At 54.2% G+C, this 13927-nt stretch carries 12 protein-coding genes and 1 tRNA gene; 6 read left to right on the top strand and 7 right to left on the bottom strand.

The features are described 5' to 3' along the window. The first annotated feature begins 10 nt into the window (after nt 1–10). The gene (gpmI, locus tag B7989_RS02140; protein ID WP_088626970.1) at nt 11–1645 is read left to right on the top strand and encodes a 2,3-bisphosphoglycerate-independent phosphoglycerate mutase; all 1635 of its coding nucleotides are present in this window, start codon (nt 11–13) and stop codon (nt 1643–1645) included. Between the two features lie 161 nt (nt 1646–1806). Continuing rightward, nucleotides 1807–2685 carry a hypothetical protein gene (locus tag B7989_RS13810; RefSeq protein WP_144264941.1) on the top strand — a complete coding sequence of 293 codons (879 nt, stop codon included), beginning with the start codon at nt 1807–1809 and terminating at the stop codon, nt 2683–2685. Nucleotides 2686–2718: 33 nt separating this feature from the next. Here the strand turns inward: B7989_RS13810 and B7989_RS02130 are convergent, their stop codons facing one another. Next, entirely contained in the window at nt 2719–3243 is a 525-nt protein-coding gene (locus tag B7989_RS02130; protein WP_088626968.1) for a hypothetical protein, read from the bottom strand. 87 nt (nt 3244–3330) lie between these two features. On the opposite strand from B7989_RS02130, the gene B7989_RS02125 reads away from it, so the two are divergent. Together B7989_RS02125 and B7989_RS02120 are read left to right on the top strand one after the other, a co-directional pair. Beyond that, nucleotides 3331–3413: transfer RNA gene (locus B7989_RS02125), tRNA-Leu, on the top strand. Between the two features lie 26 nt (nt 3414–3439). Continuing rightward, on the top strand, nt 3440–3868 hold the full coding sequence (locus B7989_RS02120) for a hypothetical protein (protein ID WP_073323078.1): 429 nt from the start codon (nt 3440–3442) through the stop codon (nt 3866–3868). On the opposite strand, the gene B7989_RS02115 is transcribed toward B7989_RS02120, so the two are convergent. The 5 genes from B7989_RS02115 to B7989_RS02095 are packed head-to-tail and all read right to left on the bottom strand — an operon-like array spanning nt 3869 to nt 9511. Then, nucleotides 3869–4369, bottom strand: a complete 501-nt coding sequence (locus B7989_RS02115) for a hypothetical protein (protein ID WP_088626967.1) — start codon at nt 4367–4369, stop codon at nt 3869–3871. An 11-nt stretch (nt 4370–4380) separates the two neighbouring features. After that, nucleotides 4381–6177, bottom strand: a complete 1797-nt coding sequence (gene recJ, locus B7989_RS02110; RefSeq protein ID WP_233144216.1) for a single-stranded-DNA-specific exonuclease RecJ — start codon at nt 6175–6177, stop codon at nt 4381–4383. Beyond that, nucleotides 6178–7302: an AAA family ATPase gene (locus tag B7989_RS02105; RefSeq protein ID WP_088626966.1), complete on the bottom strand. Its 1125-nt coding sequence runs from the start codon at nt 7300–7302 to the stop codon at nt 6178–6180. Next, nucleotides 7299–8672, bottom strand: coding sequence for a murein hydrolase activator EnvC (locus B7989_RS02100; RefSeq protein ID WP_233144215.1), 1374 nt, complete (start codon nt 8670–8672; stop codon nt 7299–7301). The genes B7989_RS02105 and B7989_RS02100 overlap by 4 nt, the downstream gene beginning before the upstream one ends. Next, nucleotides 8669–9511, bottom strand: coding sequence for an ABC transporter permease (locus B7989_RS02095; protein ID WP_233144214.1), 843 nt, complete (start codon nt 9509–9511; stop codon nt 8669–8671). Before B7989_RS02095 ends, B7989_RS02100 begins: the two co-directional genes overlap by 4 nt. An 89-nt stretch (nt 9512–9600) precedes the next feature. Between B7989_RS02095 and B7989_RS02090 the strand changes: the two genes are divergently transcribed. Both B7989_RS02090 and tsaD read left to right on the top strand, forming a co-directional pair. After that, complete coding sequence (locus B7989_RS02090) at nt 9601–10608, top strand: YbbR-like domain-containing protein (protein WP_088626963.1); 1008 nt, start codon at nt 9601–9603, stop codon at nt 10606–10608. Continuing rightward, complete coding sequence (gene tsaD / locus B7989_RS02085; RefSeq protein ID WP_088626962.1) at nt 10605–11612, top strand: tRNA (adenosine(37)-N6)-threonylcarbamoyltransferase complex transferase subunit TsaD; 1008 nt, start codon at nt 10605–10607, stop codon at nt 11610–11612. The genes B7989_RS02090 and tsaD overlap by 4 nt, the downstream gene beginning before the upstream one ends. Nucleotides 11613–11626: 14 nt before the next feature. Here tsaD and B7989_RS02080 read toward each other — a convergent pair whose 3' ends face one another. Continuing rightward, nucleotides 11627–13927 carry a patatin-like phospholipase family protein gene (locus tag B7989_RS02080; protein ID WP_144264940.1) on the bottom strand — a complete coding sequence of 767 codons (2301 nt, stop codon included), beginning with the start codon at nt 13925–13927 and terminating at the stop codon, nt 11627–11629.

Raw genomic sequence — 13927 nt, 5'->3', positions numbered from 1 at the left:
CGGAGTAAATATGCTCAAGAAACTTTCCAACTTCCCCGGCATCAAGGGACCGGTCGTAACCATCGTGATGGATGGTTTTGGTATCACCGATAAAGTCGAAGGCAACGCCATCAAGGCCGCCCGCACCCCGACTCTCGACAACCTCTTCAAGATGTACCCGAACGTGCTCCTGAAGGCTCACGGCCGCGCCGTGGGTATGCCGACCAATGAAGACATGGGTAACTCCGAAGTGGGCCACAACGCCATCGGTGCTGGCCAGGTGTACAACCAAGGTGCCGCCCTCGTGCAGGACGCCATCGTCTCCGGCGACATCTTCGGCCGCGACGCTTGGAAGGAAATCGCCGGCAACGCCCGCGAAAAGAACACCGTCCTCCACTTCATCGGTCTCTTCAGCGACGGTAACGTTCACTCCAACATTTCTCACCTGAAGGCCATGGTTGCCCAGGCCAAGAAGGAAGGCCTCAAGAAGGTCCGCGTGCACATCCTCCTCGACGGTCGTGACGTGCCGGAAACTTCCGCTCTCGATTACGTTGGCCCGTTCGAAAAGTTCCTCGACGAACTCCGCTCTCCGGAATTCGACGTTTGCATTGCTAGCGGCGGTGGCCGTATGCAGATCACCATGGACCGTTACAACGCTAACTGGAAGATGGTGGAACTCGGCTGGAAGACCCACGTGCTCGGCGAAGGCCGTATGTTCGACAACGCTACGCAGGCTATCGAAACTCTCCGTGGCGAAACCAAGGCTATTGACCAGGATCTCCCGCCGTTCGTGATTGCTAAGGACGGCCAGCCGGTGGGTACCATCAACGACGGCGACTCCGTGGTATTCTTCAACTTCCGTGGCGACCGCGCCATCGAAATCACCCGCGCCTTCGAAGAAGAATCCTTCAATGAATTTGACCGCAAGCGCTTCCCGCACGTCTGCTACGCTGGCATGCTCCAGTACGACGGCGACCTCAAGCTCCCGAACCGCTTCCTCGTTCCGCCTCCGGCCATCAAGGAAACTAGCGGCGAATGGCTCGCTGAAACGGGCGTCAAGCAGTTCGCTTGCTCCGAAACGCAGAAGTACGGCCACGTGACCTATTTCTGGAATGGTAACCGTTCCAGCAAGTTCGACGGCGAAACCTACCTCGAAATTGAATCTGACGTTGTTCCGTTCGAACAGCGCCCGTGGATGAAGGCTGCCGAAATCACCGACGCCATGATCGAAGCCTTGAAGAGCGGCAAGTACCAGACTCTCCGCTGCAACTTCCCGAACGGCGACATGGTGGGCCACACCGGCTCCTTCCGCGCTGCTACGATGGCTATCGAAGCTGTGGACATCGGCCTCGCCCGTTTGCTCCCGGTGATTGACGCTCTCGGTGGTGTTGCTATCATCACGGCTGACCACGGTAACGCCGACGAAATGTACGAAATCGACAAGAAGACCGGCATGCCGAAGGTCAACAAGGACGGTACGTTCAAGGCCAAGACGAGCCACACGCTCAACAAGGTTCCTTGCATCCTTTACGATAACGTAACGGGCGGCAAGCTCGGCCTCAAGGAAGGCGACTGGGGTCTTTCCAACATCGCTGCAACGACCGCGAACCTCCTCGGCTTGGAGAAACATGAAGCCTGGGACGACTCGATGCTCATCATCAAGTAAGAACGTCATAGCGAGGGGCGAACAGCCCCGAAGCAATCCATTAAAAAAGGAACCCGCGAGGGTTCCTTTTTTTACAATTTGTCCACGGCAATGTTACAGATAAATTGTACTGTTCTCTTTTTTTTGTATATATTTATAGTGAACAAAAAAGGAGAACAATCATGTCTATTCGAAAATGCAAACGCAAACTAGCCCTGTGCATAGCATCCCTTTTTTGGGCGGCATGCGACAACGACTCTAGCAGCTCCGTAGCCCCCGTTCCCGACCCGGAAACGAACGCGTCTAACGATGTTTCAAGTAGTTCAGAATCGCAGACCGAGACTCCTTCTAGCAGTTCCGAGATTCAGACAGGCGAACCTAGCGAGCTTTCTAGCAGTTCCGAGGAACAACCGGCTAACCCAGACATTCAGGAACCGGCTTCGTCTAGCAGCGAAGAGCCCAGCAGTTCTTCTTATTTCAACCCCGATTACCCGTACACGTTAGGGTTGCACCCATCGGTTCATTGCAAGGACTCGACATTCTACACTCCATCGCCTTGCGCTTCGTACCGACCAAACTTAAAGACCGTCATGGCCGAGCTCTCCGAGAACGAGGCTCTTTACGGCGTTCCGCCTCAAACGTGCACCGTCCCCGCCCGAAATGATTCCGTGTTCAAATGCGACAACGGGATGATTTATTTCAAAAAGATGGCGTACGTCACAACAAACTATTTCGCTTTAGTCGGAGACACCATCGAACAATGTGCCCCAACAGCGGCAACCAACGGCGAAGCATGTCCTTCTGCAAAGGAATACTTCACCAATCAGGCCAAAGACGCCGAAGCCAGCACAAATTATCCAAACAAGTACACGTTGGCAGATAATACAACCCTCAACTGTAAGGATGCTTACGAGACCAAGCTCGACACCGTGAATGCCAACGGAGCGAAGTACGACCATTGGATCAACGAGCACAAGCAAAAATGTGATGACGGGAACGAGTATACAACCGATGAGTTGATGGACTTAGTTTCCAAACAGAATTCCGCTAAACCGGACTAGATTTCCAAAGGAACCCTTACGGGTTCCTTTTTTTTATTTGCCCATCGTTCCGCGGGCGTACTCGTTAATGCAGGAGACGGCCTTACGCTTGCAGGGGGTGCTTTCGTCGTAGAACACGACGCGGTCATTGCGGAACACTTCGCCGAAGATTTCCTTGCCGGCGACATTGCTCGCCTTGTTGTACTTGACGTCGTAGAAAATGTCTGTGTCGCGGGTAACGACACGGATTTCAGCATCAATCTTGTACGGGCCGTGAGATCCTTTCAGTTTAAAGCCGTAAGGCACTTCTTCCATCTTCAGGAACTTGAATGCAGGGGCTTCGAAATCTAGCTGCATCCAGGAGCGGGCGCCGCCCTTGTCGCGGAGGTTGAACCACCCCTCTAACGAGCCTTCAGTACTTTCGTTAGCCGATTCCATGGCCATGTTGAGGCATGCGACATAGCCGTCGCGGGCAAGCGAAAGATCTTCCTTAAATTCGTGGTAAGTATCCATATCGCCATCGTAGGCGAAAAGCGGTGCAACTACAAAAGCAACCAGAATAAGTGCAAACTGTTTCATATTCCAAAAATAACAGAATTGTTGCTCGAGATTTTTGCAAAAAGGCCGGAATTGCAGCTCCGTTTACTATATTTGTGGCACGCCCGAGCCCGGGTGGTGGAATGGTAGACACTGGGGACTTAAAATCCCTTGAGGGCAACCTCGTGCGGGTTCAAGTCCCGCCCCGGGCATTAAAGGCTAAATCAGGGAGCTCCTTATGATCGAATTCTACCCGAACAGCATCTATTACCCGCGCGAAGCCGTCGAAGAAAAGCTCGCCAAGGGTGAACTCCAGAGAACCGAAAAGCACCTGATGGGCTGGACGGAACGCCACCGCGGCGAAATTTGGGATTGCGCCCGCGACGATTCCGACAATCCGTCCGACGAAATTCTGCTTGATAACCTGCGCGCACTCCTGCTCTGCAAGGGTTCGCTCCAGCCTGCCGCCGAAATGGGCGACATGATTCGCGAAATCAAGAAAGAAGAATGGTACCGCAACGAATCGCACCATGAAGATCCCGAAGAAGTGGCCGAAGAATGGAAGGCCAAGTACTTGGTGAAGTGGCGCGAAGCCCGCATGTTCGAAGCCTTCATCTTGATTGAGAAGCGCACCGCCGAACTGCTCGCGATTTTGAAGAGCAAGTAATCAGTATTCGGTTTTCCAAGCGATTGGGAACCAAACGACAAAGCGTCCGCTTTCACTGCGCGGATAGCGCCAATAGGTCTGGATTTGCGAAAGCACCAGGCCTTTAAAATTGTCGTCGTGTACGTTGGTGAAAAGGATTTCGGGCGAGAAAGTACCCAAGGAATCAAGGGCCATTTTGATTCCCATAATCGCCTGGGGAGAATCCTTTTTCAAGTTCTTCTGGTTCGCCTTGAAGTAGGCGGCCGATGCAAAATGGAGACCCGCGGCACGGCCCTTCAAGAACCTTGCAAACTGCATGATGTCTCGACCGGCCGTATTCTCCAACACGTAGATATCGTCTAGCGAAGGCATGATCACGCGCCCCGTAAAGCCCTCCTGTTCCACAGGGGCGGGCTCCGGTTCTGCCGGAAGAACCACCGGCGTATAGATATGCACCTTCGAGAGCGCAAACAGCATTCCCGCAAAAACCAGAATCATGAAATATATCGGCAAGTTGCGCATTTTTAGTTATCCTAGTCGTTTACGGTGTTGGGTTCAATATAAGGCTCAATGGCCTTGACGCAAAGTTGCAAGGACTTGCGGTCGTTAAAATAATTCCAGGTGGGTTCAAAAATCACCGACACGGGCTTGCTGAGCAGGCTTTTGAACTTACGCAGCCCAAAGCCGATGGCCGGATACACGCGGCTACCCGCCTGCGAAATATCCATCTGCAAGTGTCCGCCCTTGAGTTCGCGAAGTCGGTGGATTTTCACGTTGTCGGCACGGAAGGTCGGATACGGGAAATTTCCGCTGAAAGGTTCGAGCAGGTCAATAAAGTCGAGAATCGAAATCAATTGGCCCTTGTTTGCGCTATTGCCAGAACCGTAATCACTCGGCGCCATGTACTGCGAAGCCTCGACAATCAACTCGTTGAGCGAGATGCAAATGTCATACGAGCAAGGTGCCGTCTCGCCTTCGCATTCTTCGGTGCCGGTGTAATTCTGGTTTGCCGCAGAAACTTCCAGGCGCTTGCGGAGTTCGTCAATTTTTTCGGCCGGAAGCGAGAAGCCCGCCGCGTTGGCGTGACCGCCCCAGCGGTCAAACAATTCGCGCGATTCAAACAAGGCCTTATGCCAGTTGAAGCACGGCACCGCGCGCGCACTCGCATGCGCCATGCCGCCCTGAATCGAAAGCACTGCAGTCGGGCGGTGGTATTCTTGCGCGAGCTTGGCGGCCACAATTCCGATGACGCCCACATGCCAGTCGTTACCGGCAACGACAATCACCGTCGGCAAATTGTCGCCGTACATGGCCGTCATCTGGGCCTGAGCCATTTCCGTAATTTCAGCTTCTTTCTGCTTGCGCTTGCTGTTCCATTCGCGCAGTTCCGCCATCAGGGCGTTGGCAGTCGCCATATTCGGGCTGAGCAAAAGCTTGAGCGCCGGATCCGGGCGTTCCATGCGACCGGGTGCATTCAGGAGCGGAGCAAACTTGTACATGACATCGATGCCGCCCACGCTACCGTGGCCCTTCATCAAGTTGCTGTACATTTCTTGCAGGCCCGGCCAATGGCTGCGCTCAATAGACCTGAGACCAGTCTTGGTAAAGGCGCGGTTCTCGGGCGTCATAGACACCAAGTCGGCAAGCGTTCCGAGCGCCACCAAGTCCAGGAACTTGGTCGGTTCGGGCATCGAAAGCTTGGAGTACAGGGCGCATACGAATTTGTACGAAACGCCCACGCCGCAAAGTTCCGGATTCGGGTAAGTATCGCCTTCCTGGTGCGGGTCCAAAAGCACATCGCATTCCGGGAGTCCATCGCCCGAAGGCTGGTGGTGGTCAATGACCAACACCGACATCCCGTAGCTCTTGGCAAGTGCAATCTCGGCGTTCGCGGTAATGCCGGTATCGACCGTAATCACATAGCGGGCGCCCGCCTCGCGCATTTCTTCTACCGCCGAAGACGAAAGCCCGTAGCCATCGCCAAAGCGGTTCGGCAGGCGCCAATCCGATTCCAGGCCAAGCTCGGCCAGGGCACGCGTCATGAGCGTCACGGCCGACATGCCGTCCAAATCGTAGTCGCCAAAAACAAAAACCTTTTCGTGCTTTTCGCGAATGTCCAGCAGCCAGGCAACAGCCTCTTCCATTCCCTTCATCAAGAACGGGTCAAGCACGTCGCCCGCGTTACCGCACAGCATGCGGTGCGCCTCGGACACAGAACAGACGCCACGAGACACCAAGAAGCGCGCCACCACATGGGGTATGCGCAGGCTCTTCGACATTGCCGAAGCCAGGCGTTCGTTCAGTTCAACGTCTGTCGTTTCTAGAGCCATTTACTTGTAGCCCTCGAACAGTTTAAGCGACAAGCTTTGCAAGCTCATGGTCGCCGTCACACGGCGTGACTCAATTCTAGACATCGTTTCTTGCACGGCAACAAGCGCCAGTTCCAGCGCAGTCGCATCGACCCGCGGGAAATTCGCAAGTCCAACCGACGTGGTCGTTTCGGGCATACGCAAGCGCGCGCCCGCCTGTTCACGCAACAAGTCGGCCAGCAAGAACGAAAGCACTTCCAGGAATCGGTTCGCTTCGTAGGCATCGCTCAGCGAGGTTTCGCTCAATTCCATAAACAAGTCGGTGTAATTCCCGCGCAGGGAATGCACCACAAAATCAGCGGCCAGTTTGCACCAGACCTTGGCATGTTCGGCGTAGTAAAGCGCCTTGCCCGGAGACCCCACCGCAAGCCCGATGACATCGTCGGTCAAAGAGGATTCATCAAAATCTTCGCCCGCGACCCGCAAGACTTCCGACTTCACTTCTTCGTCGGAGAGCGGCAACAAGTGGAGCGCCAGACAGCGGGAACGAATCGTCTGGAGCATCTTTTCGCGGGAATTGGTCGTCAGAATAAAATACGTGTCCGGCGGGACTTCTTCAAGCGTCTTGAGGAAGGCGTTTGCCGCCGATTCGTTCATGCGATCCGCCTCGGCAATAATCACCGTGCGCACGCGGTCGCCCTTCATGGCGAAGCTCGATGTCATCATGCGCATCAAGTCCACCGAAATAAAGGCGCCTGTCGAAAATACGTCTACGCGGTACGGGTTCTTCTGGATTTCTTCGATGTAGGCCTTCTTGAAGTCTTCCACCGTTTTCGCCTTGCTGCCGGCAGACACGTCGTCGGAACTGCGGGCGTGGGCCTCGGCCGATTCCATGGGCACGACCCAGCCATCGGTGGCACCGCTGTCGTCGGCCATACGGCAACCAAAACAATGACCGCAGGGGCGCATGTTCGGATCGGTACACTGGAGCGCCTTCGCGATTTCCATCGCGAGCCTTTTCTTGCCGATTCCAGCAGGGCCATCAATCAAAATCGCCTGCGGAAAGCGGTTCTCACGGAGCGCCGACATCAAGCGGATGCGGGCGCGTTCTTGAGAGGCGGGACCATTTAACGTATATTCGATCATTTCTGCTTTAACCACTGCAAGGGGTCCACGGTCTGTGTACCCTCGCTCACTTGGAAGTACAATTTAATTCCATTTAGCGATGCAACATCGCCCACTTCGCCAATTTCTTCGCAATTTCGCACTTCTTTGCCTTCTTGCACGCGAATTGACTTGAGGTGGCCATAAACGGAGTAAGTTCCGCCCTCGTGTTCGATAATCACCGAGGGTCCGCGGCCGTCGATTTCGCCCACCATGACGACTGAACCTGCCGCTGCGGCACGGACGGCATCGCCCCGTTTTCCGCGAATTTCGACACCCAGGTTACGAGTCATAATGTGGAGCACCGGGTGTTCCTGCAAGCCGTATTGGCTGATAATATTTCCCTTGAGCGGAGTGCACTTGGGGCCCTTTACCGATTCGGCCACCGTGACCTTCGGTTTTTCCACCTTCTTGGCAGGCGCCTTCGTATCTTTCTTTTTGCCCTTGTCGGCCTTTTCCTTTGCCTTGCGGGCAGCCTCGTCTTTCTTGGCCTGTTCGATTTCTTTCTTGCGCTTTTCCTCGAGTTTCTTGATAAGCGCTAGCATGGTCTTCTGGTTCTGTTCGAATTCCTTGAGGGCGCGGCGTTGCATGTTCTGGTCATGCTTCAAGGATTGCAACATTTTTTCTTGTCCGCTCATCTGCGAAACAAGGCCCTTTTCTTCGGCCGCCTTCTTGGAACGCATCTGCTTCAAGTCGGAAAGGTGATCGCTTTCCATCTGCTTTTTCTCGTCGCGTTCTTGCACCAGCTGTTGCAAGGCTTCGACTTCTTGCTGGTCCTGGTTCAGAATGTGATGCACCCAATACACTTGGCGGTCGGGGTTGCCTTGTTGGGTGAGCAGGCTGTAAAGCACACGGGCTTCGCTGTTGCGTCCGCTCACGTAGAGCGTGCGGATTCGCTTTTTCATGGCCTCGCGCCTAGTCTCGATTTTACGGTCCAAGGAATCGATATCCGCCGTCAGTTGCACAAGCGCCCGTTCCAGCATGACCTCGCTCTTGGTCAGTTCCGAGAGGTAGGTGCGGGTCTGGTTCAAGTTCTGGTCGAGAATCGAAATCGTATTGAGCACGCCCTTTTCTTCGGTTTCGAGGAGGGCCAGTTCCTGGCGCTTTTTCGCAAGGTCCGACTCCAACTTCTTAAGGGCGTTTTTCTGTTCGCTAATCTGGGCGTCCGTCTTCTTGGTCACCGACTTGGAGGCGTTCTTCGACGAAGCCTTTACAGAAGCCTTGGTCGGCTTTTTACTTGTCGTTTTCGCAGGCGTGCTCTTGGCGTTTTTTGCAGCAGGCTTTGCATAGGCGTTTTCAGCACCGAGCCCAAGCAGCAAGCAAAACAGCAAGACGACAAGACGCATCATCATTCCTGTTCATTGCGCTTAATCGAAAGGAATTCGCGCACCGTACGGAAACTAAAATAACCCGAAAGGGCTGTGACCAAGACAACCACCAGGAACAACCCCGTTCCAAGTCCAGCCAAATTTGCAGCCACAATCGGGAAAGCATCTGCCACCGAGTTCAACACGATGGCCAAAAGAATCACGGCAATGCCACTGCCGACCAGCCCCTGGAAGGCTCCCTGCAGCACAAACGGGAACTCGATAAAGAAGTGACTGCCGCCAGCGTACTTCATGTTTTCGACAAGAAGCCTGCGAGACAAAAGCGAAAGCCTGACGGAGTTGCATATAATGAGCGAAAGCGTAAACAGGAGCAAGACGCTTATGCAGATGGGCCAGAAGATCATACGGAACTTCCAGGCAGCAATCTTTTCGACCCATTCGACCGGGGCCTGGATTTCTTCGAAAATGTCTTCACGGGCAAGGGCGTTCTTGACCTCGACAAGGGTAGAAGGGTTCTTGTTCTCTTCGTCAAGAGTCACCCTGAAAAACGGCGGAATCGGGTTTCCTTCAACCAGGTCGAGCATTTCACCCGAGAAATGCCTGCGGAAATCGGCTAGGGCCGAATCGGCGCTCACGAAGGTCACGGAATCCACGAACTTGGTGTGTTCCAGGCGATTCTGGATCACCTGCAGGGAATCCTCGCTGACCGATTCCGGCAAAAAGGCCTCGATGGCATACAGGTTCTTTTCCATCGAAAGAACGCGCATGACCGCCCCGAAAGCGGTAAACGAAGCCGCCAAAAGCAGCGAACACAGGAATATGGTCGCAAACGACGGTAAAATCACCGTGCGGTGCTGCCGCATTCCGCGAAAAGATTCCGATATTAAATAGCCAAGTTGTCCGAGCACGGAGTGAATTATAACTAAATTTTAGGCAGTCATTCGAGAGTTCTATGGGAAACATCGTTCTAAAAATAACCGCACTGATATTTGGCATAGCCCTCTGGTTCCTGGTGATCTCGCAAAAGGATTTCCAGCTTTCGGTGAACGTGCCTTTGAACTTTGTGAAACTCCCCGAAACCATGGCGATTGCCTCGAAACCGCCGCATAGTTTGCACATTACGGTCGAAGGCAAGTCGTGGGACTTGATCCGTTTGAACAACCTAGTAAGCGACCCCAAGCAGAACTCCATCGCCATGGTCGTAGACCTGCAGCAAGCCGAACTGGGCGCAAAGCGCATTCACCTGGACAGCAAGAACTTTGTGGCCGCCGGTTTTCCCGACATCCGCTTTGTCGAGCCTGAAAACCAGCTTTTGTTTGTAGACCTCGACATCGACACCCGCATTACCAGAAACGTTCCCATCAAGTCGGTAGCGACGTTCACTGCAGCCCAGGGCTACCTGATTGCAGACGAGCCCACGATTACGCCCGAAGAGCTGATGGTTTCCGGCGCCCGTAACGCGCTCACCCGCATTATCGACATTCCGACCGATTCGTCTTTCTACGACACGCTGCACGCAAGCCAGGAATTCACGATTCCGCTGGACTTCAGCATGCTCCCGGCATTCGTTTCGCCCAGCGATTCCTCGGTCAAGATTTCGGTGAACATCCAGAAGATGGCCACCCGCACTTACGACAGCATACCCGTAAACCTGATCGGATTTTTCGACAGGAGCATTTACTCTCTGGAGCCCAAGACCCTTTCGGTCGAAATTACTGGCGGCGAAACCGTTCTTGATTCGATTACCTCGCACAACATTGAACTGGCGATGGAATTCAACCGATTCGCCATCGAAGACGCCGACAGTCTTTCACCGACCGTCAAGCTTTCGCTCCCGGCCCACATCAACCGCGAAATGTCTATCAAGGCAATCCAGTTGAAACCCGAAAAGGTAACGCTCCGCAAAAAAGAAACAAAGCCTGCCGCTCCCGCAGACTCGCTTGAAGAGGTTGCTCCATGATCTGGCTTGGAATTGAATCCAGCTGCGACGAAACCGCCTGTGCCGTACTGCAAGACGATCCTGTAAAAGTCCTTTCTAACCCGCTTTATAGCCAGATCGATGAACACGCCCTCTATGGCGGCGTGGTTCCCGAAATTGCCGCACGCGCGCACTTGCAAAAGATTTCCCCGATTGCCGAAGCCGCTGTCAAGGAAGCCGGCATCGAGCTCAAGGATATTGACGCTATCGCCTACACCACGGGCCCGGGCCTTATGGGACCGCTCCTGGTAGGCGCAAGCTTTGCCAAGGGTCTCGCCCGCGACTTGCAGATTCCGGCTTACGGCATGAACCACCTGGAAGGCCACCTGGCCGCCGCCTGGCTCACGCACCCCGAAATCGAGCCGCCATTCCTGACGCTTACCGTTTCGGGCGGTCACACGGAACTCGTGCTCGAAGAACCCGGATTCAAGTACACCAGTATCGGCCGCACCCGCGACGATGCCGCCGGCGAAGCATTCGACAAATGCGGAAAACTGCTCGGCCTCAAGTACCCGGCAGGCGCCACCATCAGCCGCCTCGGCAAAGATGGCAACCGCAAGTTTGTGGATTTTCCGCGTGCCCTCCATGTGCACGACAACTGCGAATTTTCTTTTAGTGGCCTAAAGACAGCCGTGCTCCGCTACACCGAAACACACGACCCGGAATTCATCCAGAAGAACATCGGCGACATTTGCGCCTCCCTGGAAGACGCCATTGTCGATAGCCTTGTCACAAAGACGATCACCGCCCTCAAAAAGACGAAGATGAAGACCCTCGTGGTCGGTGGCGGCGTGAGCGCCAACGCCTGGCTCCGTACGCGCCTGCAAGATTACTGCGACAAGCACGGGATTATGTTCTGCATTCCGGAACGCAGCCTGAGCACCGACAACGGCGCCATGATTGCCGCAGCTGCGATCCGTCGCAAACTGCAAAGCAAGCTGACCTCGGTCAACGAAGTCAAGCCCTGGATGCCGCTCGCCCTGTAGCAAGCGCCAATCATTTAGAATTCGTAATTTCCGACGCGGACAAAGTAATTGTATCCGCTCAGGTGAGTCAAGTCACCAAATGTGCCGTAGCCCACTACGCGGCTCAAGCCCGCATACAGGGTAACCGACTTGTACGCAAAGCGCAGCGCCGGTTCGAACACGAACTTGTCTACGTCCAAATCTGCATACGGGCTTTCTTCAAAGTCATGGTAGTAAGCGCCAAAAATCCATGCACCCAGATAATCGCCATGAAGTCCGCCGTTCAAGCGCACCATGGCATATTCATGCGAAGAAAGTTCCGGATCGTACCATTCAGTCGACCAAGGCGTTGCAGCCGCATGCTGGCGGTACGCTACATCCAGCGGGGGCTTGTCAAAGGATTTGGGCGAGACATAGCCATGACCTTCGTCGTGGTAACGCTCGATTGCACCCGCCGCCGCAGCCGTCAATGTCACAAAGCGCACCGGCGAAATCGTATAACGAGCATCGGCCAAAAGTTTCCAGTAAATGGGAACCACATCGATAATGCCGTCATCATAGCCAATCGATTCAAAGCCGCCCCAAACGTTCAAGGCATAGCCGTTATTTGCAAACCAGTTGTCGTCTTCGCCATTCAAGTAGCGGTAATGCAACATCGGCGAAACCGGATACGCCTTCATTTCGCGAGTGCCATAGTATGCCGAATCCAAATCGTAGTACCTGGAACCGAACCTGAATTCCGCAGAAACACGCTGGCGGCTATCGACCGTATACAAAAGGTCCATCATCAAGTCGCTACGTTCTTCCGACAAAATGCGAAGCCAGCGATGAGTGTTGCCGTTAAAGCCCTTCAGCGGCACAAGCTTCAAGTAATCGTAACCGAACTGCAAATCCCAATGGCGGTTCCACAATTTCGAAATATTCAAACGCGGGCGGAACCCGTATGAATGTTCGCCCCAGAACCCGGCCATCACCAGTTCAATTTCGACATGGTCCACATAATGAACCGACGCCTCGCCGTATACATTCGGGCCAAACGCATTCGAGCCAAAGCCGCCCACGGCAAAATCCACAATCGGCTTCACCGAAGATTCCACCGTAACATGCCCGCTCGGGCGCATGTTCAAATCCAGCGAATCGTATGCCGGATTCTGCAATAAGCTCAACGCAAAATTTTCGGGCGCCACCATGCCCGTATCCGACTCCAGCCAGTACGACTTTACCGCATTCTGTACTTCAGACGAAAGGCTGTCATACGAGGGTTCAAATTTGAACCAAGGCATCGCTCCTTTTTGGTCCGCAGAATAGGCGTGACGACGTCCATTAAGCACCTTGAAGCTGCCAAGCTGTTTTTCGAACGAAGTGAATCCGGACTGGATCCACACCGAGCGTGCGGTATCGAGAATCGTATGCGCGCGCACAATGATTCCCGGCTGGCTTGCCAAAATCTCGGAGGCATGCTGCTTGATCAGGCGCGTACGTTCATCGCCCACAATCGGGGCGCGCAGCGGGTCTGCGACAACAATAATCGAAAGTTCCTGCGCATTATCTTCAATCGGCATCGCGTAATACGGGCAAAGTTCACCCGACGGATTCACCGAAGAATCTTTCGGATTCTTCCACAGCGGAAGCGAGGCGATTACCTCTTGCGTAGAATTCCCGATAACCACAGCCTTGCCCGATTCGCAAGACTGCACCGCAAACGGAATCTTTATCTTGGAGCGCTGGCGGTAAAGGCTTTCTTGAAAGCGGAGCTTTGCAAGAGCGCGCACCACCTGCATGGAATCTGGCGTGAGCGATTTAGAATCGCTATGCACCGAGAACGCCGAATCCATGGTCAGCGCAAAACGCTTGCGCATCGAAGGAATTCCCGAAACAGAAATCGGCAGCTCGTAGGAATCCACCTCACGATACCCCGCCTTGTTTGTAGGCGCAGCAAGGTCATGCCCCACGAAAGGAGCAATCGCCGGATCCAGCATAATCTTCTGGATATCATCGAGCGGAACGCCGCGAGTCCAGAGGGCTGCCATCCAGGCTCCCCAAGAAGTCGCCACCACGGAATCTACAGGGATACCATATTCTTCAATCGCATAGAAAACACCCAACTGGAACCATGGCGAACGCTCGCCTCCGCCCAAGTACAGAACCGTTTTCAGCGAAGAATCGGGCTTGACCGCCGTCTCACCAGCCGCCGTATCTGCCGCCGCAATCGAATCCACCGAGGCTTTCAGCAAATCAAGCGACGGCACCTTCTCAACAGAGCCTTTCTCGGCAGAGAAAGCCCCCGTTACGCATAGCGCAACTATCGCTATAAATTTGCCTAACCCTTTCTGCAC

The organism is Fibrobacter sp. UWB5, assembly GCF_002210295.1.
In the GTDB taxonomy this organism is placed as follows: Bacteria; Fibrobacterota; Fibrobacteria; order Fibrobacterales; family Fibrobacteraceae; genus Fibrobacter.
The sequence above is the reverse complement of the archived record's forward strand: the minus strand, read 5'-3'. Positions and strand labels throughout refer to the sequence as shown.

What these genes read in the sequence shown, in the direction of transcription:
- gpmI (WP_088626970.1), top strand. Translation starts at nt 11, where the DNA reads ATGCTCAAGAAACTTTCCAACTTCCCCGGCATCAAGGGACCGGTCGTA.
- B7989_RS13810 (WP_144264941.1), top strand. Translation starts at nt 1,807, where the DNA reads ATGTCTATTCGAAAATGCAAACGCAAACTAGCCCTGTGCATAGCATCC.
- B7989_RS02130 (WP_088626968.1), bottom strand. Translation starts at nt 3,243, where the DNA reads ATGAAACAGTTTGCACTTATTCTGGTTGCTTTTGTAGTTGCACCGCTT.
- B7989_RS02120 (WP_073323078.1), top strand. Translation starts at nt 3,440, where the DNA reads ATGATCGAATTCTACCCGAACAGCATCTATTACCCGCGCGAAGCCGTC.
- B7989_RS02115 (WP_088626967.1), bottom strand. Translation starts at nt 4,369, where the DNA reads ATGCGCAACTTGCCGATATATTTCATGATTCTGGTTTTTGCGGGAATG.
- recJ (WP_233144216.1), bottom strand. Translation starts at nt 6,177, where the DNA reads ATGGCTCTAGAAACGACAGACGTTGAACTGAACGAACGCCTGGCTTCG.
- B7989_RS02105 (WP_088626966.1), bottom strand. Translation starts at nt 7,302, where the DNA reads ATGATCGAATATACGTTAAATGGTCCCGCCTCTCAAGAACGCGCCCGC.
- B7989_RS02100 (WP_233144215.1), bottom strand. Translation starts at nt 8,672, where the DNA reads ATGATGATGCGTCTTGTCGTCTTGCTGTTTTGCTTGCTGCTTGGGCTC.
- B7989_RS02095 (WP_233144214.1), bottom strand. Translation starts at nt 9,511, where the DNA reads ATGCGGCAGCACCGCACGGTGATTTTACCGTCGTTTGCGACCATATTC.
- B7989_RS02090 (WP_088626963.1), top strand. Translation starts at nt 9,601, where the DNA reads ATGGGAAACATCGTTCTAAAAATAACCGCACTGATATTTGGCATAGCC.
- tsaD (WP_088626962.1), top strand. Translation starts at nt 10,605, where the DNA reads ATGATCTGGCTTGGAATTGAATCCAGCTGCGACGAAACCGCCTGTGCC.